Origin of the sequence: Metapseudomonas resinovorans (assembly GCF_002003485.1) — a bacterium.
Taxonomy (GTDB): Bacteria; Pseudomonadota; Gammaproteobacteria; order Pseudomonadales; family Pseudomonadaceae; genus Metapseudomonas; species Metapseudomonas resinovorans_D.
This window is the reverse complement of record NZ_BDMA01000066.1, coordinates 17822-35663: the sequence shown is the minus strand read 5'-3', so window position 1 is coordinate 35663 and position 17842 is coordinate 17822. Positions and strand designations below refer to the sequence as shown.

Genomic DNA, 17842 nt, shown 5'->3' with positions numbered 1-17842 from the left:
GTAGGAGCGAATTCATTCGCGAAACGCCGCCGACCTCTACGCCCGCTTGTTCAATAACCGCGCCAGACGATCCCCGCCGAACTGGATAAGGGTCACCAGCACCACCAGCAGGATGATCACGGTCAACATGATCTGCGTATCGAAACGCTGGTAGCCGTAGCGATACGCCAGGTCGCCCAGCCCTCCGGCGCCGATGGCGCCGGCCATGGCGGACGAGTTGATCATGGTCACCAGGGTGATGGTGAAGCCGCCGACGATGCCCGGCCGCGCTTCCGGCAGCAGCACGTTCCAGATGATGTGGTGGCGCTGGCAGCCCATGGCCTGGGCGGCCTCCACCAGTCCGAAATCCACCTCACGCAGGCTGACTTCGGCAATGCGCGCGAAGAACGGCGTGGCGGCGATGGTCAGCGGTACCACGGCCGCCCAGACGCCGTAGCTGGTGCCGACGATCAGGCGGGTGAAGGGGATCAACGCCACCATCAGGATCAGGAAGGGAATCGAGCGCAGCACGTTCACCACGCTGCCCAGCGCACGGTTCAACGTGCGGGCTTCGAAGATGCCGCCGGGACCGGTGGTGACCAGTACCAGGGCCAGGGGAATTCCCACCAGGAGCACGATCAGCGAGGACGCGCCGATCATCAGCAAGGTGTCGAGGATGCCCTGCAGCAGCCGGTCAAGCATGGGCGACATAGCCGAGCACCTCCGCCTTATCCGCCAGGGGCCGCGCCCGTTCCAGGAGGTCCAGCCCGCCCTGCCCCGCCAGCGCCGCACTGAGCAGCAGATGCCCCTGGGCACGCCCCTGGATGCGGTCGATGCCGCCATGCACCAAGCTCACCCGCGTGCCGAGGGCCTGGGCGATGGCCAGCAGGTCCGGCTCGCGGCCACTGGCACCAGTGAAATGCAGGTCCAGCAGGAGTTCGTTCGCGCCATCGGCGGGCTGGCTGACCAGCCGCGCCAGCAGGTCGTCCGGCAGGTCGTGGCGCAGCGTGCCCAGCAGGGTGCGGGTGACGTCGTGCTGCGGATCGCCGAACACGCGCCAGACTTCGCCATGCTCCACCACCTGGCCGCGCTCCAGCACCACCACGCGGTCGCAGATTTCGCGGATCACCGCCATCTCGTGGGTGATCAGGACGATGGTCAGCCCCAGGCGCCTGTTGATATCGCGCAGCAGGGCAAGGATGGCCTGGGTACTTTCCGGGTCCAGCGCCGAGGTAGCTTCGTCGCAAAGCAGGATTTCCGGCTGATGCACCAGCGCACGGGCAATGCCGACGCGCTGCTTCTGCCCCCCGGAGAGTTGCGCCGGGTAGGCATCGCGCTTGTCCGCGAGTCCCACCAGTTCCAGCAGTTCACTGACCTTGTGGTCGATATCGGCCTTGGGGACGCCAGCGACCTTCAGTGGTAACGCGACGTTCTGCCAGACGGTTTTGGCCGACATCAGGTTGAAGTGCTGGAAGATCATGCCGACCCGACGGCGCAGCAGTACCAGCTGCTTCTCGTCGAACTGGCCGATGTCTTCTTCATCGATCACCACCTGGCCGCTGGTGGGTTTTTCCAGGCGGTTGAGGGTGCGAATCAGCGACGACTTGCCCGCGCCGCTGCGGCCAATGATGCCGAACACTTCACCCCGACGGATTTCAAGGTCGATGCCTTGCAGTGCCTGCACCGGACCCTTGCTGCCCTGATAGGCCTTGCCCAGTGCCTGCAGGCGGATATGCGGCAGGTCCAGGCTGATGTTGCGGTTGAAACTGACCATGTAGGGCCTCTCGATTCGGTATTCCTTGAAGGCACAAACCTGTAGGGGCGAGTTCATTCGCCAAGGAGCGCGCAGCGCTCCCCCGGACATCCCATGGCAGACCTTCGGCCTGCTTGGCGAATGAATTCGCCCCTACAAAGTCATCACCCTTCCTGTTAATTCCAACCGGGCTGATAGAGCTTGCCGTGAGCCTTATCCAGCGCAGCGCGCACCTGCGGCGAGTGCTGGTAGATATCCACGAACTCGCCCAAGCGGCCGTCGTCCTGATAATCGGCGCGGGTGACGAACTGGATGATGTATTCCTTGTTCTCGATACCGTCGAACAGCAGGGCACTGTTGGCATCGAGGGTGCCGGCCAGGCGGATGTAGTGCGGATAGCCCTGGGCCAGGTCGACGTCATCCAGCGCACGCACCAGTTGCACGGCCTCCAGCTCGATGATGTCGATCTTCTTCGGGTTCTCGACGATGTCGTCCAGGGTCGCCTTGTAGCCGACGCCTTCCTTGAGCTTGAGCAGTCCGGCCTTCTGCAGCAGTTGCAGACCGCGACCGCCATTGATGGGGTCGTTGGCGATGGCCACTTTGGCGCCTTCCGGCAGATCAGCGATGGACTTGTACTTCTTCGAGTAGAGGCCGACGTTGTTGATCACGCCCGGCGCGAAGGGCTTGAGCTGGAAGCCCCCTTCCTTCTTGGCGTTTTCCAGGAAAGGCGTGTGCTGGAAGTAGTTCACGTCGATGTCGCCGGCAGCCAGGGTGATATTCGGCGAGTTCCAGTCGGTGAATTCCACCAGTTCCACTTTCAGGCCTTTCTTCGCAGCCTCTTCCACCGCCACTTCCAGCGGCGGGGCGAAGGCGGCGGTGGTGCCGACCTTGAGGACCTTGGAGTCGGCGGCGTTGGTGATGCCGGAGGCCAGGAGCAGGCCGAGGGTGAGGGTTTTGAGGAGGTGTTTGGGCATGTCTTTGGTCCTTGTCCTGAAATGGAGAATCACTTTGTAGGGGAGAATTCATTCGCCAAGGAGCGCGCAGCGCTCCCTGGTTTTCTGAGGGGCAGACCTTCGGCCTGCTTGGCGAATGAATTCGCCCCTACAGGAGAAATTTGCCCCGAGGAGAAGCGAGCGCCCGGGTGGTTGTCGGGAAGGCGATCCCCCTGGCGAAACAACTTCTGCCGCAAGGTGCCTTCGGCATACGCCGTCTTGTACGCGCCGCGTGCTTGAAGCTCCGGCACCACCAGGTCGATGAAGTCGGCGTAGCTTTCCGGGGTGACGATGCGGGTGAGGTTGAAGCCATCGAGGCCGGTCTCGTCCACCCAGCTCAGCAACTCGTCGGCCACCTGCGTGGGCGAGCCCACCAGCAGGATGTAGCGCCCACCCAGAGCATGCTGTTCCAGCAACTGGCGGCGGGTCAGGCTGTTGTCCTTGAGCTTGCTGGCGGCCGATTCGATGGCGTTGGTCTTCACGTAGGGGATCGGCTCATCCAGGCCGAAGCGGGAGAAGTCGATACCCGTGGAGCTGGCGAAATGCGCCACGCCCGCCTCGGCGCTGGCATGAGCCAGGTACTCGGCATGCTTGGCGCGCGCTTCGGTTACCGTCGGCGCGACGATCACGCTGATGCCCATGAACACCTTCACCGCGTGCGGATCGCGGCCAGCGGCCTGGGCCGCCGCGCGCACCTTGTCCACCTGGGCGCGGGTCGCAGCCTTGTTGTTGCCGCTGATGAACACGCACTCGGCATGCTCGCCGGCAAAACGCAGCCCGCGTGCCGAGGCACCCGCCTGGAACAGCACCGGCGTGCGTTGCGGCGAGGGCTCGCAGAGGTGGTAGCCCTCCACATTGAAGAACTCACCCTGGTGGTGAACCTTGTGCACCTTGTCCGGCCGGGCATAGATGCGGCGCTGGCGATCATTGATCACCGCGCCCTCTTCCCAGCTGCCTTCCCAGAGCTTGTAGAGCACCTCAAGGTACTCGTCGGCCTGGTCGTAGCGGCGGTCGTGCTCCACCTGTTGCGTCAGCCCCATGGCACGGGCGGCGCTTTCCAGGTAGCCGGTGACGATGTTCCAGCCGACCCGGCCATCCGTTAGGTGGTCCAGCGTCGACAGGCGACGGGCGAACAGGTACGGCGCGTCGTAGCTGAGGTTGGCGGTTAGGCCGAAGCCCAGGTGGCGAGTCACCCCGGCCATGGCCGAGACCAGCAACAGCGGGTCGTTGACCGGAAGCTGGATGCTTTCCTTCAAGGTCAGGTCGACGTTGCCCTGGTAGACGTCGTAGACACCGACGATGTCCGCCAGGAACAGGCCGTCGAACAGCCCGCGCTCCAGCAACTGCGCCAGCTCGGTCCAGTAGGACAGCTTGCGATAGTCGGCCGAGCGGTCGCGCGGGTGGGTCCAGAGCCCGTGGTTGATGTGCCCCACGCAGTTCATGTTGAAGGCGTTGAGGAGGATCTGCTGGCGCGCCATCAGATCGTCCCCCGACGCGGTGGCAATTTGTCGTTGAGGTAGAAGTTGCCCACCGCGTGGTACTTCCAGCGCACCGGGTCGTGCAGCGTGTGCACGCGGGCGTTGCGCCAGTGGCGGTCGAGGTTGTGTTCGGCCAGGCTGGCGCGGGTGCCGGACAGCTCGAACAGCTTGCTGCCGGCAGCCAGCGACACCTCGGTGGTCAGGGCACGGGCCTCGGCCACACCGATGGACGCAGCGGCCACGCTGTCGGCATCGGGTCGGGCAGTGGCGGCATCCAGCAGGCGGCCGGCACGATCGAGGATGGCCTCGGCAGCGTGCAGGCGGATGGCCAGGCGGCCGAACTCCTGGATGGTCAGTGGGTCGTCACTGGCCTTGTCCACGCCGGAGTCGATCCATGGCCGCGAGCGGGTACGCACGAACTCCAGTGCATCTTCATAGGCGGCGCGGGCGATACCGGCGTCGATGGCGGCATGGAGAATCTGCGCGAAGGGGCCGACGGTGGTCGGACGGTCGAAAGCATCCTGGAAGGACACCAGGTCCTCGGTGCGCACCGGCACGTTCTCGAACACCACCGAGCCGCTGCCGGTGGTGCGCTGGCCGAAGCCGGACCAGTCATCGATGACCGTCAGTCCGGGGGCATTGCGCGGGACGAAAGCGAGGTACTGGTGCCCGTCCTCGGCCACCACCAGGGTCGGTACCCGATCGGCATAGAGGGCGCCGGTGCAGTAGAACTTGCGGCCATTGATGCGGTAGCCCGCGCCTTCCCGAATCAGCCGGGTATTGCGGTCATTGGCGGTGCGGGTGCCGATTTCCGCCAGGGCGTTGCCAAAGCGCTGGCCTGCCAGTGCCGCGGCGAACAGGCGCCGTTGCTGGGCCTTGCTGCCATTCACCCGGAGAACTTCCAGGGCATAGAAATGGTTCTGCGGAATCTGCCCAAGAGATGCGTCGGCGGCGCTGATGATGGCGATGACGCGGGCCAGGGTCACCCGTGATACGCCAGCGCCACCGTATTCGCGCGGCACGCTGATGCCCCAGAGGCCGGAGCGGGTGAAGGCGTCGAGTTCCTCATGGGGCAGGCGCCGATCGCGGTCACGCTCGGCGGCGCCGGGCTTGAACTCGGCGGCGATACGGCGGGCCACCTCGATGGCTTCGGCGTCATCGCGAATGATGGCGACGCTGAGGGCCGGTGCGGGTTGCGGCAATGTCATGGAGAACTCCTCAAATCCAGGAATGACGGGCCGGCTTGGCGCCGTTGAGGTGATAAGCGCCAACGGCCTGGACCTTCCAGCGCACCGGGTCGTGCAGGGTGTGGACGCGGGCGTTGCGCCAGTGGCGGTCGAGGTTGAACTCGGCGAGGCTGGCGCGGCTGCCGGCCAGCTCGAAGAGCTTTTCGCTGGCGAGCAGGCTGATTTCCGTCGTCAGCACCTTGGCCTCGGCCACGGCGATGGAGGCACGGGCAGCGGACTCGCCATCGATGGGCGCAGCGGCCACTTCATCGAGTATTTGGCCGGCGCGTTCCAGCAGGGCATTGGCGGCATTCAGCTCGGTCTTCAGGCGGCCGATCTCGGCGATGGTGTAGAGCTCCTCGCTGGCACGCTCGACGCCGGCATCCACCCAGGGCCGCGTGCGTTCGCGGATGAAGGCGATGGCGTCGTCGATGGCCGCCTCGGCGATACCGGCATCGATGGCGGCCTGGATCAGCTGCGATACCGCGCCCTGGATGCTCGGTACCTCGGCCAGTCGGCTGTTGTGGAAAACCAGGTCGTCGGCGACCGGCGCCTGGTCCAGCAGCACGGTGCCGCTTGCAGTGGTGCGCTGGCCGAAACCGGACCAGTCATCGACGATGCGCAGCCCCGGTACGCCGCGCTCAACGAGGCCAAGCACGCCGACACCGCTGTCGTCGATGGCCTTGACCGCCACCCAGTGGGCGAACAGCGCACCGGTGGAATAGAACTTCTCGCCGCTGACCTTGAGTCCCTCGTCAGTGCGAGTGATGCGCGCCTTGATCTCCAGGGTGTGCTTCGTGTTGCGCTCGGGTCCGGCATTGGCCAGCCGGCGACCGGCGAGGATGCCAGCGAACACCTTGCGCTTCTGCGCTTCGCTGCCGACGTTCTCGACCACGTTGAGCAGGCCAAACTGGTTCTGCGGAATCTGCCCAAGCGCGGGATCGGCTGCGCAGATGATGCGGAACACCTCGGCCAGGGTGACGTGGGACACCTCGGCCCCACCGTACTGGCGCGGGATGCGGATGCCGCCCAGCCCCAGGCGAGTGAAATGTTCCAGCTCGCGCCAGGGCAGCTGGCGGTCGCGGTCGCGTTGTGCGGCATGTTCCCTGGCCAGCTTCGCCACCTCATGAGCGGCTTGCAGGGCCTGTGCATCGTTTTCGATCAGCGCCGCCGGGAGTAGTGACGGGGCTTCATCACGAAATGCGTTGTGGGCGGTTTTGTTTGTCATGCGGTGTGGCCTTCGATTGCAGAATTGCGCCCTGCCCTCTCCCCCGGCCCCTCTCCCTGAAGGGAGAGGGGAGGCAAGCGGAGCGAGGCTGGAGAATCAGAACGCCGGGGCGATCTGGCCCTTGTAGCGGGTGACGATGAACTGGCGGACTTCCGGCGAGTTCAGGGCCTTGGCCAGTTTTTGCAGGCCCGGGTCCTGGAGGTTGTCCGGACGGGCGACGAGGAATTCGGCGTAGAGGTCCTTGCCCTTCTCGACGATCAGCGCGCTGTTGGTGTCGATGCCGGCTTCCAGGGCGTAGTTGGCGAAGACGAAGGCCAGGTCCACCTGGCTCACGGAACGGGCCAGCAGCGCACCTTCCAGTTCGCGGATCTTCAGCTTCTTCGGGTTCTCGGCGATGTCGCGCTGGGTGGCCAGGGTGTTGCTCGGGTCCTTGAGCTTGATCAGCCCGGCCTCGTGCAGCAGCACCAGGGCGCGGCCGGTGTTCACCGGGTCGTTGGGGATGGCGACGGAAGCGCCGTCCTTCAGCTCGTCGAGTTTCTTGATCTTGGTGGAGTAGGCGCCGAAGGGTTCGATGTGGATGCCTACCACCGGCACCAGGTTGGTGTGGCGGCTCTTGTTGAACTCATCGAGGAACGGCCGGTACTGGTAGTAGTTGGCATCGAGGTTCTTCTCCGCCAGTTGTACGTTGGGCTGGATGAAGTCGGTGAAGACCTTGATGTCCAGGTCCACGCCTTCCTTGGCCAGGGTGGGTTTGATGAACTCGAGGATTTCAGCGTGGGGAACCGGGGTGGCGCCGACTACGAGCTTCTCGCCGGCTTGGGCGGAGAAGGCGACGACGGCGGCCAGAATGGCGATAGCCTTTTTCATTGCAAGTGCTCCTGGGCAGTATTGGGTTGGCCGTCGTGGGGTGAACGTGAGGCCTTGGGTGGGCAGCGAAAGCCGGCTGCCCTGCGGCGGGATTTCAACGGCGGCTGTAGCGGATCACGAGGCGGTCGCCGCTCATCTGCAGGGCCTGCACCAGCAGGATCAGCAGGGCCACGGTGACCACCATCACGTCGGTCTGGAATCGCTGGTAGCCGAAGCGGATGGCCAGATCGCCGAGGCCCCCGCCACCGATCACGCCGGCCATGGCGGTGTAATCCACCAGCACGATGGCGGTGACGGTCACGGCGGCGATCAGCCCGGTGCGGGCTTCCGGCAGCAGGGTGTGCCAGATGATCTGCCAGGTGCTGGCCCCCATTGCCTGGGTAGCCTCCACCAGGCCCCGGTCCACTTCGCGCAGGGCGGTTTCCACCAGCCGCGCGAAGAACGGCGTGCAGCCGGCCACCAGCGGCGGAATGGCCCCGGCGACGCCGAGGGAAGTGCCGGTGAGCAGCGTGGTCAGCGGGATCATCACGATCAGCAGGATGATGAAAGGCAGCGAACGCAGCATGTTCACCACGGCCGAAGCGAAGCGGTAGAAGCCGGGTTTCTCGTGCATCTGCTTCTTGCCGGTGAGGTAGAGCAGCACGCCCAACGGCAGGCCGAGCAGCACGGTAAAGCCGAGCGCCAGGGCGAGCATGGTCAGGGTGTCGATGCAGGCCTGGCCGATTTCCACCCAGTCGAGGTTGGCGAGCAGTTCGTTCATTGCCCCACCTTCCTGCGCAACCGTGCGGCCGGGTGCGGTTCGGCAAGACGGTCGCCCTCGCCGAACAGCTTGTGGCGCAGGCTGCCGTCTTCGTACTCGCGCTTGAACAAGCCGCGCGCCTGCAACTCGGGCACCAGCAGGTCAACGATATCCACAAAGGTTTCCGGCGCGACGATGCTGGACAGGTTGAAGCCGTCCACGTCGGTCTCTTCCACCCAGGCCTGCAACTCGTCGGCCACGCTTTTCGGCGAACCGACAAGTAACGGGCCGTCGCCACCCAGGGCGCAGTAGTCGGCGATCTCGGCGGTGGTCCAGGTACGGCTCGGGTCCGCCGCGGTGAAGGCATCCACCGCCGACTGGATGGCGTTGCTCTCGACCTGACGCAGTACCTGGTCCGGCGCGTACTGACCGAAGTCGATGCCGGTCCAGCCGGACATCAACGTCAGGGCGCCGTCGTGGCTGGCGAACTCGCGGTACTCGCGCCATTTCGCCTGGGCCTCGGCATCGGTGGGTGCGACGATCACGGTGAGCTGGTTGAACACTTTGATGTCGCTGCCCTTGCGCCCGGCCAACTCGGCCTGATGGCGCAGGTCGGCCACCTGATTGCGCAGGATGTGGCGGGTGGGCGCGGCGACGAACACGCACTCGGCATTGGCAGCGGCGAAGGCCTTGCCCCGGCTGGAAGCACCGGCCTGGTAGAGCACCGGTGTGCGCTGCGGCGACGGCTCGCTGAGGTGGAAGCCAGGCACGTCGAAGTGCGCGCCCTTGTGCGTGATGGGGTGCACCTTGGCCGGGTCCGCATAGACACCGCGCTCGACGTCGGCGACCACTGCATTCTCGTCCCAACTCGCTTCCCAGAGCTTGTAGCAGACCTCCAGGTACTCGGCGGCCAGGGCATAGCGCTGCTCGTGATTGAGCTGCTGCTTGAGGCCGATATTGCGCGCGCCGCTCTCCAGGTAGGAGGTGACGATGTTCCAGCCGGCACGGCCACCGGTGAGGTGATCCAGTGTGCTCATGCGCCGGGCGAACGGATACGGATGCTCGAAGGACACCGACGCGGTGACGCCGAAACCCAGGTGCCGGGTCGCAGCGGCCATGGCCGGCACCAGCAACAGCGGGTCGTTCACCGGCACCTGGGCGGCAGTGCGCAGGGCCTGCTCCGGCCCACCTTGATAGACGTCATAGACACCCAGCACATCGGCGAGGAACAGGCCGTCGATCTTGCCGCGCTCCAGGGTTTGCGCCAGCTCGATCCAGTAGTGGATATCGGTGTAGCGCCGCGCCTGGTCGCGCGGGTGCCGCCAGAGGCCGGGGGACAGGTGGCCCACGGCGTTCATGGCAAAGGCGTTGAGGCGGATCTGCTTGCTCATGTCGCGCGCCTCAGGACCAGTCGTGACGCGGCGGCTTCACGCCGTTGAGCAGCCAGTTACCGACCACGTGGTACTTCCAGCGCACCGGGTCGTGCAGGGTGTGCACGCGGGCATTGCGCCAGTGACGATCATGGTTGTGGCGCGCCAGCGTGGAGCGGGTGCCACCCAGTTCGAACAGCTTGTTGGAGGCTTCGATGGCGATTTCGGTGGTCAGCACCTTGGCCTTGGCCACGGCGACCGAAGCGGCGGCCACATTGTCCTCGTCCGGCGCCGGGCGAGCGGCGTCCATCACCTTGCCGGCACGTTCCAGCAAAGCTTCGGCGGCCTCCAGGCGAATACCCATGTTGCCCACCTGGATGATCGTCAGCGGGTCCTCGCTGGCCTTCTCCACCCCGGCATCGATCCAGGGGCGGGCGTGGTCACGGACGAAGGCGATGGTGTCGCGCAGGGCCGCACGGGCGATCCCGGCATCGATGGCAGCGGTGGTGATCTGGGCGAACGGGCCGGCCAGGGTCGGGCTCTCGTAGGAGCGGTAGGTGGGGAACAGGTTCGTCGCCGGCACGCGCAGATCCTGGGCCAGCACCGTGCCGCTGGACGTGTTGCGCTGGCCGATGCTGGACCAGTCGTCGACGATCACCAGCCCTTCGCTGCCACGGGGAACGAAGGCCAGTTGGGCCTTGTCGTCCTCGTCCACGGCCAACACCGCCAGCCAGTGGGCATAGAGCGAGCCGGTGCAGTAGCCCTTGCGACCGTTGATGACATGGGCGTCCCCCTCGCGGCGGATGCGGGTCTGGATGTCCTGGACGTTCTTGCCGCCGGTTTCCGACAGCGCATTGGCGAAGCGGTTGCCCTTCAGCGCCAGGCCGAAGAAGAAGCGCTTCTGGTCATAGGTGCCTTGCAGGCGGATGTCTTCCAGCAGGCAGTAGTGGTTCTGTGGAATCTGTCCGAGGGAGGCGTCGGCGGCCGAGATGATGGCGATCACTTCAGCCAGGGTGGCGTAGCTCACCTCGGCGCCGCCGAACACCTTGGGCACGGTGATGCCCCAGAGGCCGCTGTTGGAAAACACGTCCACCACTTCTGATGGAACCTGGCGGGTGCGGTCACGCTCGGCGTCACCCTCCAGCAGGAAGGCTGCGACGCGATGGGCCACCTCGATGGCCTGGGCATCGCTACGGATGATCTGGGCGTCGGGGATACCGATGGGGTACTGGGCGGAAATCGGGGATTGCGACATGGGGCTCTCTGCACTGCTGTTTCGCCGCGAACAGTCGCGACCTTGCTTGCAGAGGGATAAAGCAGCACCCGTGCCAGTTTTGTTTTTCCTTATAAATCAATGGCTTAATATTTTTCATCAACAGACGAGCCTGAATTAAGCAGGCAACTTGCTGGTCAGGTGTTGCTGGAGCAACACCTGACGCAGGAAAAGACAGGTTGATCAGCCCCAGCGCTTTAGTGCAATTTTTTTGCACTGCACAAGCAATAACATTCATTAGCCTTCTATTTTTCCGCCCCTTAGCATGCCCCCATCCCCGACGCCCGGCCCGGTTCGGCCTGCGCAAGCAGGCTCCCGAGGAACCGTGCGCGAGAGAAAAAATTTCCATATCCAGGGATGGAGCTCCCACCCCGGTGGGATTGAGAGGACCAGGGGCCTGTACGAAAAGCCGTCCGGTATCGGCACTTTCCGTACAGCGCCTCCGGCCTCTCCCTTTATCAACTGCCCAGTGTCATGCCCATGCCCCAGAATCCCCTGCGTCTCTGGCTGCGACGCCTGCTGCCAGACGCCAGCAACGCTCCCCCACGGGAATGGCTGCGCGCTGCCATTGGCGGCTGCATTGCCGTTTTCCTCGCCGCGCTGGTGTGCAGCCAGCTATACGGTACCGACCTGGCCTTGCGCCTGATCGCGCCGTTCTCCGCCTCCGCACTGCTGCTGTTCGCTGTTACCTCCAGCCCAGTTGCCCAGCCCTGGCCGGTGATCGCCGGCAACGTGCTGGCGGCAGCCATCGGCTTGCTGGTCAGCCACTGGGGCCTGCCCCCGCTGGCTACCGCCGCAACCGCCTTCGGCCTGGCCCTGGTGGGCATGCAGGCCCTGCGTTGCCTGCACCCGCCCAGCTGCGCCATCGCCCTGGGGGCTGCGCTCGGTGGACCGGTCTTCTCTGCGCTCGGCTGGCATCTGCTGTTGCCGGTACTGCTGGGTTCAGTGGTACTGGTGAACACCGCACTGCTCTTCAACAATCTCAGCGGCGTCCCCTACCCGCGCAAAGTCGCGCATCCTGCGAGCGGCCCACACCTGACCGCTGATCCGCTGCCCGGCGAGCGCAACGGCATCGCCGAGGTTGACCTGGACCATGCGCTGGCCGAGTTCGGCAGCTTCGTCGACGTGACCCGCGATGATCTCCAACGCCTGCTCCAGCTCACCGAGAAGCATGCGTTGCGCCGCACCATGGGCGACCTGCGGGCGGAACGGATCATGTCCCGCGACCTACGCACCATCGGCCCCCAGGCACCGGTCAGCGAGGCCTGGCGCCTGCTCGACCAGCATCATCTGAAAGCCCTTCCAGTGCTGGACGACAAGCAGCAGCTGGTAGGCATCCTGACCCTCTCCGACCTGCTCGGCCACGCGGCCAGCGCCGCACCCCGCAGCCTCGCCGAGCGCTTCCGCGCGCGTCGCGAAGCACCGGTGTCGAGGCTGATGAGCCGCCCGGTACGCTGCGTGACCGTGGACACGCCGGTGGTGGAACTGGTGTCGCTACTGTCCGACCAGGGCCTGCACTGCCTGCCGGTGCTGGACGACGGTGGCCGCGTGGTGGGCATCGTCAGCCAGAGCGACCTGATCGCCGCGCTCTACCGCAACTGGCTACAGGACCTGCACCAACAGCCGGTGTTGCAGCTGGCGAGTTGACGGGCAAGGAATCGTGGGAGCGATTTCAATCGCGAATGAATTCGCTCCCACAGAATCTCCGTGCGGGGTCCGTGGTACGCACATCGCCGTAGGGTGTGCTGCGCGCACCGAAACCCCGTGCCAGAACTTCCGGTGCGCACGGCGCACCCTACGCCGGACCACGCAGTTTCGGAATCAGATCGGGTCCCAGCGTCGGGACCAGTCGATGTCCTCGGTCACCACGTCGCGCAGCACGTCGATGGCCTGGCGCAGGGCTGGGGAATCCTTCTCACGGGAGTAGACGAGGTAGGTGGGATAGGTGAATTCCGGTGCCTTCTCCACCCGTTCCAGCTCGCCGTTGTCCAGATGCCCTTGCACCACGCGGGCGCGGAAATAGCCGGAGCCGCCGCACTGAAGGATGTAGTGCAGCGCCAGCGGCCCCAGGTTGGTGGACAGCACGGCACTGGCCTTTTCGGGCATCGCGGCATCGTGGCGCTGGCGGAATTCCGGGCCCCAGTCGTTGTAGATGTAGGGCTCGGGATTGGTCGCCGAACGCACCTGGACCAGCTTCTCTTCCAGCAACAACTCCACCTGCAGGCCCGGCCAGTAATCCGGGCGATAAACCAGCGCGGCGTCCAGCAGGCCGCGCTGCAATTGCTGCTGCAAGTGGCCCGCCTCGCCGACTTCCGCACGTACCGCGTGGGATGGCATGCGCTCGCGCAGGCGGATCACCCAACTGAGCACCAGCGGACTGCACAGGCTCACTTCGCCGCCCAGGTTGAGCACGTCGCGATAGCCTTCGGGCAACGGCAGGTCGCGTCGGGCCGCTTCCCAGGTCTGCACCAACTGGTTGGCGTAGGCGACGAACACCTCGCCGTCTGCGGTCAGCCGCGCGCCCGCGCGATTGCGCACGAAGAGTCGGCAATCCAGCTGTTGTTCGAGGTTATGTATCCGCGCAGTGATGGTGGTCTGGGTGACGTGCAGGCGCTCGGCCGCCGCGACGAAACTGCCGGTACGGACGATCTCCAGGAAAGTACGCGCCAGGTCGATATCCATGGATGTGCTCGGGTGCGGGAAGGATGGCCGAGTTTACCGGCTGGCGCGCCGTGTCGTGTGTAGGAGCGAGGGGGACGCCGAGTTCTTGCTCGCGAAGGATCGTGCGCGGACTGTTCGCGAGCAAGCTCGCTCCTACAAGGGTGTGTCCTTGTCGTCCGTGGCTTCTGCCACCAGCCTCAACAGCCGTGCTGCGCAAGAAAGGCGCTGGCGTGCTGTCGTAGGGTGGGCTTTAGCCCACGCTGACCTCCGAAGGCGGGCTGAAGCCCACCCTACGGCGGCAATCCCGTCCAGGGTCAGGGTTGAAGATCGAACAGAGCGTTGCCGCTTTCCATGTCGAAGGGCGCTGAGAAGTGCTCGTGAACGATCTTCCACTGCCCGCCGCGCTTGACGTAGCACTGGGTGCCGCGCATCCAGCTGGTCTGCACCTCGCCATCCTGTTCGCCGCCGCAACGCACCAGGCAGTGCAGGAAGGCGACGTTGGTGTCGGCCTGGATGGTCGGCTCGGCGGGTTCGAAGATGCCATCGCCGGCGCACATCTCCATGCAGAAGCGCCAATGCTGGCCGTAGGCATCCAGGCCCTTGAACTGCAATTTGAGGATCGCGTCATAGGCGATCACATCGTCCGCATAGCAGGCCAGGATGGCGTCCACATTCTTGGCGCGGGCGGCCTTCAGCCACTGGTTGAAGACTTCGTGGACTTCCAGTTCTGCGGTGGCCTTGAGGGTTTCACTGCTCATGGTGCGTCTCCTTGGTTCCGGAAGGGGTTCCGTCGGCGGCATGCCGTGGGTTCACCCTTAGTCGTGGGCCGCTGTCCGGCTTCGACACCGCCTTCGCCGGGATCGACGAGCGGTGCCGTCATTCCTCTAGTTCACGCAGGCGCCCCTCGATGAATCGCCGCTCGGGTTCCTGGCGTACCAGCGCCAATGCGTTCTGGTACGCCGCACGTGCCTCGGCCTTGCGCCCGAGACGACGGCAGAAATCGGCGCGCGTGGTATGCGCCAGGTGGTAATCGCCGAGTTCGCCGGCATCGAGCAGGGCATCCACTTCCGCAAGTCCCGCTTCGGGGCCATCGCGCATGGCGATGGCCACGGCGCGATTGAGGGCCACCACCGGCGACTGGACCAGCCGTTGCAGCACATCGTAGAGGCCGACGATCTGCCCCCAGTCCGTCTGCTCGGCACTCGCCGCCTGGGCGTGCACGGCGCTGATCGCGGCCTGCAGCACATAGACGCCGACGCGCCGGCTGGCCAGGGCCTGCGTCACCAGGGCGAGGCCTTCCGCGATCTGCGCCCGGTCCCACCGGGAACGGTCCTGCTGATCCAGCAGGATCAGGTCGCCATCGTCGGTGGCGCGCGCGGTGCGGCGCGAGTCGTGCAGCAGCATCAGCGCCAACAGTCCCATCACTTCCGGGTCCGGCAGCAGCTCCAGCAGCAGTCGCGCCAGGCGAATGGCTTCGGCCGACAGATCGGTACGGGTCAGGGAGTCGCCGGAAGAGGCCGAATAACCCTCGTTGAACACCAGGTAGATGACCCGCAGGACGTTATCCAGCCGCTCCGGCAACTCGGCCAGCGACGGCACCTGGTAGGGAATGCGCGCGTCGCGGATCTTCGCCTTGGCACGGACAATGCGCTGGGCGATGGTGGACGGCGTACTCAGGAAGGCGTGGGCGATTTCTTCGGTTTTCAGATCGCAGACTTCGCGCAGGGTCAACGGTACCTGGGCGTCGGCGGGCAACGCCGGGTGGCAGCAGGTGAAGATCAGCCGCAGGCGGTCGTCCTCCACATCCTCGCCCTCCTCGAACTCGCTGGCGGCTTCTTCCAGTTCAGCCAGCAGGTGACGCTTGGACGCGTCGAAGCGGGCGCGCCGGCGCAGGCCGTCGATGGCCTTGAAGCGACCGGCCGACACCAGCCAGGCGCGCGGGTTGGCCGGGATGCCGTCCCGTGGCCACTGCTGCACGGCGGCGATGAAGGCGTCGTGCAGGGCTTCCTCGGCCAGGTCGAAGTCCCCCAACAGGCGGATCAGCGTGGCGAGGACGCGGCGCGAGTCGCTGCGATAGATCGCCTCGACCCGCTGGCGCAGTTCGGCCTCGTCCATCAGGCCCCCCGTTGCATCAGGAGACCGCACCCAGGGTCGGCCGGACCTCGGGCTCGCGCACCGGCCGCACCTCGATGCAGCCCAGGCGTGCCGGCGGGATCTTCGCGGCGATCTGCAGTGCTTCATTGAGGTCGCGCGCCTCGATCAGGTAGAAGCCGCCGAGCTGCTCCTTGGTTTCCGCGAAGGGGCCGTCGGTCATCGACACGCGACCGCCCTGCAGGCGCAAGGTAGTGGCGGTACGCACCGACTCCAGCGCATTGGACGCCAGGTAATGGCCGCTGGCGGCGAGCTGCTCGGTGTATTCCACGCACTCGCCGGCGATGGCCTGGTAGTCGGCGTCGGTCAGGGTGGCCAGCTTGGCTTCTTCGATGTAGATCAGGCACAGGTATTTCATGATGGGTTCCTCGGGTGGCTGCGGGGTACTGACACCCATTGGTCGTTCGGCCGCGACAGGAATCGACAGGGCCTATGGAAAATTCCGTTCTTCGTCAGGATTGACCATGCCTTGTGGGAGCGAACTCATTCGCGAATGAATTCGCTCCCACAAGGAGAGAATCAGGATAGCGTCCCTTGCTCGCCCGGCCCGCCCGGGGGCCGAGCGGTCCGTTTCAGGTTATTTCTCGGCGGCGGCCTTGAGGTTCATCAGGCCCTGGTCGAACTTGCTGCCGACCATGTCATCCATGTCGAAAAACACCTGCATCAAGCGGTGGGTATAGGGGGACGGCCCGTACATGGCCCAGGTGACCTGGGTACTGCCGCCGTTCTGCGGCTGAAGGTTGAACTCGGCGGTGTTGTGGGCTTCGAAGGGCATCTGGAAGTCCAGCTTGATCTCCACCTTCGAGGCCGGCTCGCTCTGGGTGATCTCCATGCGCCCGGTGCCCACTTCGTTGTTGCCCTGCCAGGAATAGGCTGCGCCGACGCCTTCTTTCGGCCCGCTGTAGCTGCGCTTGAGTGCCGGGTCGAGCTTTTCCCAGGGCGACCAGGCCTTCCATTGGTGCAGGTCGTTGATCAGCGGGAAGACCTTTTCCGGCGGTGCCGCGATGGTAGTCGTGCGTTCGATGCGGAAATGATCCGGGCTGATCGCGGCGTACCCCAGCACGCCGAGTATCGCGATGACGATGATGGCGATTATGGCTTTGAACATGGCGCCCTCCCGGGGCTTGCAGGCAGGTGGACTGGCACTTGGGCAGCATTGCCAGAACAAGGTTAGCCGCTCTGCGCCGCGGTGCCCGGAAGCCGGATGTGACGCCCCAATTCTTCGAACAGGGTGATGACCGAACGCAGCGCGCGGCAGTCCGGCCGGGTCAGCAGCCAGAGTGCACTGGTGCACCCGGGCAGGTCGCCTTCCAGAACCTTGAGCCCCGCTTCGCCACGCACCAGGAACTCCGGCAGCGCCGCCACGCCGAGGCCGGCACGCACCAATTGCGCCACCGACAGCATGCTGTTGCAGCGATGCATCGGCTGCACGTCGGGATAGTGCTGGCGGCGCCAGACCAGGCTGGGATGGTTGGGCAGGAAGTCGTCGGGGGCGATCCAGGCCATGCGCGCCGGGTCGCGCTCGGGCGATCGCGCCAGATAGGCGTCAGCCGCGCAGAGCACGTAGGGCACCGGGCCCAGGCAGCGACCCACGAGATGACCGGGCGGTGCTGTGGTCAGGCGCAGGGCGATGTCGGCGTCGCGGCGGCTGAGGTTGGCGAAGTCGTTGGAGGTGGTCAGCTCCAGTTCCAACGCCGGATAAGCCGGCATGAAGTGGGCCAGGGCGGGCAACAGCAGGCCATGGAGCACCGCGTCGGTGCAGGTCAGGCGCAGCGTGCCGCTGACCGCCTCGCCGCCTTGCTCCAGGCCCAGACGCGCCGCTTCCAGTGCCTTCTCCGCCAGCTCGGCCTGCTGTGCCAGCAGTTGCGCCGTCGTGTTTGGCAGGTAACCGGCGCGGCTTTTCTCGAACAGGACGCTACCCAGTGCCTGCTCCAGGCGCCGCAGCGAGCGGAATACCGTGGAGACATCAACCTTGAGCTGCTCGGCGGCCCGCGCCAGGGTCCCGCCACGGACCAATGCGAGGACCAGGGCCAGGTCGGCGTGGTCGATCCTGTATTGCGTCACTGCAATTCCACCTTGCCAAATCGCCAATATTGATTGCCTTTTCGCAACTATATAGTCGGCA

Annotated in this window: 17 protein-coding genes; 1 reads left to right on the top strand and 16 read right to left on the bottom strand. The window is 65.4% G+C overall.

Going from position 1 to position 17842, the window contains the following annotated elements; all coding sequences use genetic code 11:
• Positions 1-36 precede the first annotated feature (36 nt).
• The 10 genes from MnOB_RS18745 to MnOB_RS18700 all read right to left on the bottom strand — a co-directional run bounded on the left by MnOB_RS18745 (position 37) and on the right by MnOB_RS18700 (position 10887).
• Positions 37-690: a methionine ABC transporter permease gene (locus MnOB_RS18745; RefSeq protein ID WP_077525740.1), complete on the bottom strand. Its 654-nt coding sequence runs from the start codon at positions 688-690 to the stop codon at positions 37-39.
• Positions 674-1753 carry a methionine ABC transporter ATP-binding protein gene (locus MnOB_RS18740; protein ID WP_077525739.1) on the bottom strand — a complete coding sequence of 360 codons (1080 nt, stop codon included), beginning with the start codon at positions 1751-1753 and terminating at the stop codon, positions 674-676. Before MnOB_RS18740 ends, MnOB_RS18745 begins: the two co-directional genes overlap by 17 nt.
• A gap of 155 nt (positions 1754-1908) precedes the next feature.
• Entirely contained in the window at positions 1909-2706 is a 798-nt protein-coding gene (locus MnOB_RS18735) for a MetQ/NlpA family ABC transporter substrate-binding protein (protein ID WP_077525738.1), read from the bottom strand.
• Between the two features lie 29 nt (positions 2707-2735).
• Entirely contained in the window at positions 2736-4202 is a 1467-nt protein-coding gene (locus MnOB_RS18730; protein WP_077525737.1) for an LLM class flavin-dependent oxidoreductase, read from the bottom strand.
• Positions 4202-5410 carry an SfnB family sulfur acquisition oxidoreductase gene (locus tag MnOB_RS18725; protein ID WP_077525736.1) on the bottom strand — a complete coding sequence of 403 codons (1209 nt, stop codon included), beginning with the start codon at positions 5408-5410 and terminating at the stop codon, positions 4202-4204. The genes MnOB_RS18730 and MnOB_RS18725 overlap by 1 nt, the downstream gene beginning before the upstream one ends.
• Positions 5411-5420: 10 nt before the next feature.
• Positions 5421-6656, bottom strand: coding sequence for an SfnB family sulfur acquisition oxidoreductase (locus tag MnOB_RS18720; RefSeq protein WP_077525735.1), 1236 nt, complete (start codon positions 6654-6656; stop codon positions 5421-5423).
• A 96-nt stretch (positions 6657-6752) separates the two neighbouring features.
• On the bottom strand, positions 6753-7523 hold the full coding sequence (locus tag MnOB_RS18715) for a MetQ/NlpA family ABC transporter substrate-binding protein (protein WP_077525734.1): 771 nt from the start codon (positions 7521-7523) through the stop codon (positions 6753-6755).
• 94 nt (positions 7524-7617) lie between these two features.
• A complete protein-coding gene (locus tag MnOB_RS18710; RefSeq protein ID WP_077525733.1) occupies positions 7618-8283 on the bottom strand; it encodes a methionine ABC transporter permease in 666 nt (221 codons plus the stop codon).
• The gene (locus tag MnOB_RS18705) at positions 8280-9653 is read right to left on the bottom strand and encodes an LLM class flavin-dependent oxidoreductase (RefSeq protein ID WP_077525732.1); all 1374 of its coding nucleotides are present in this window, start codon (positions 9651-9653) and stop codon (positions 8280-8282) included. Before MnOB_RS18705 ends, MnOB_RS18710 begins: the two co-directional genes overlap by 4 nt.
• Before the next feature lie 10 nt (positions 9654-9663).
• A complete protein-coding gene (locus tag MnOB_RS18700) occupies positions 9664-10887 on the bottom strand; it encodes an SfnB family sulfur acquisition oxidoreductase (RefSeq protein WP_077525731.1) in 1224 nt (407 codons plus the stop codon).
• A gap of 498 nt (positions 10888-11385) precedes the next feature.
• Between MnOB_RS18700 and MnOB_RS18695 the strand changes: the two genes are divergently transcribed.
• Positions 11386-12552, top strand: a complete 1167-nt coding sequence (locus MnOB_RS18695; protein ID WP_077525730.1) for an HPP family protein — start codon at positions 11386-11388, stop codon at positions 12550-12552.
• A 174-nt stretch (positions 12553-12726) separates the two neighbouring features.
• Here MnOB_RS18695 and MnOB_RS18690 read toward each other — a convergent pair whose 3' ends face one another.
• The 6 genes from MnOB_RS18690 to MnOB_RS18665 all read right to left on the bottom strand — a co-directional run bounded on the left by MnOB_RS18690 (position 12727) and on the right by MnOB_RS18665 (position 17781).
• A complete protein-coding gene (locus MnOB_RS18690; RefSeq protein WP_077525729.1) occupies positions 12727-13587 on the bottom strand; it encodes a LysR family transcriptional regulator in 861 nt (286 codons plus the stop codon).
• A 293-nt stretch (positions 13588-13880) separates the two neighbouring features.
• Positions 13881-14324: a YybH family protein gene (locus MnOB_RS18685; RefSeq protein ID WP_077525728.1), complete on the bottom strand. Its 444-nt coding sequence runs from the start codon at positions 14322-14324 to the stop codon at positions 13881-13883.
• Between the two features lie 118 nt (positions 14325-14442).
• Positions 14443-15666 (bottom strand): RNA polymerase sigma factor, encoded by a 1224-nt coding sequence (locus MnOB_RS18680; protein WP_107504104.1) that lies wholly within the window; start codon positions 15664-15666, stop codon positions 14443-14445.
• A 31-nt stretch (positions 15667-15697) separates the two neighbouring features.
• Positions 15698-16075, bottom strand: coding sequence for a YciI family protein (locus tag MnOB_RS18675; RefSeq protein WP_077525726.1), 378 nt, complete (start codon positions 16073-16075; stop codon positions 15698-15700).
• Positions 16076-16294: 219 nt separating this feature from the next.
• Positions 16295-16825 (bottom strand): SRPBCC family protein, encoded by a 531-nt coding sequence (locus MnOB_RS18670; RefSeq protein ID WP_077525725.1) that lies wholly within the window; start codon positions 16823-16825, stop codon positions 16295-16297.
• Positions 16826-16887: 62 nt separating this feature from the next.
• Complete coding sequence (locus tag MnOB_RS18665) at positions 16888-17781, bottom strand: LysR family transcriptional regulator (RefSeq protein ID WP_234358289.1); 894 nt, start codon at positions 17779-17781, stop codon at positions 16888-16890.
• Positions 17782-17842: the final 61 nt, after the last annotated feature.